Genomic DNA, 566 nt, shown 5'->3' on the forward strand with positions numbered 1-566 from the left:
GAATTCGCACAATACCATCGCCTTGGGGAATTTCTGCTTGTTCCTTAGGTTCTTTGATACGCCCTTGGTCGGTAGAATAAACCAGTTGCGAAAGTTGATCGCGCATTGACATAGTTGCGGCCCTTATGAGTATTGTGGTGCAGAATCGCTTGATTTGATCTAACGCATACTGAGGCGAAGAATCTGCCTCCTTGCTGTATTTCGCGTTTGACAGTAGCTATAGATACTGACATTCTTAGTTCATTATAGAATAAAGAAACGCCTAACCAAAGTTCTGATTTTGCAAAGAAGCCACTATGAAACTACAGCAGCTGCGTTATATCGTAGAAGTACTAAATAATAATCTAAATGTTTCAGCTACAGCAGAGGCGCTGTATACCTCGCAGCCAGGAATTAGCAAGCAAGTTCGTATGCTGGAAGATGAGCTTGGCGTGCAGATATTTGGCCGCAGTGGCAAACACCTTACCCATGTAACCTCAGCCGGCCAAGAAGTAATTAATATTGCTCGTGAAGTGCTATCGCGAGTAGAGGGTATTAAAGCCGTAGCAGCGGAACACAATCGTCCC

The 566-nt window shown here is 44.3% G+C and carries 1 protein-coding gene; it reads left to right on the plus strand.

Going from position 1 to position 566, the window contains the following annotated elements; translation table 11 throughout:
• Positions 1–296 precede the first annotated feature (296 nt).
• On the plus strand, positions 297–566 hold a 270-nt coding region (locus VT06_RS17165), incomplete at its 3' end, for a LysR family transcriptional regulator (protein ID WP_046555550.1).

Source organism: Arsukibacterium sp. MJ3, assembly GCF_000987765.1.
GTDB lineage: Bacteria > Pseudomonadota > Gammaproteobacteria > Enterobacterales > Alteromonadaceae > Alishewanella.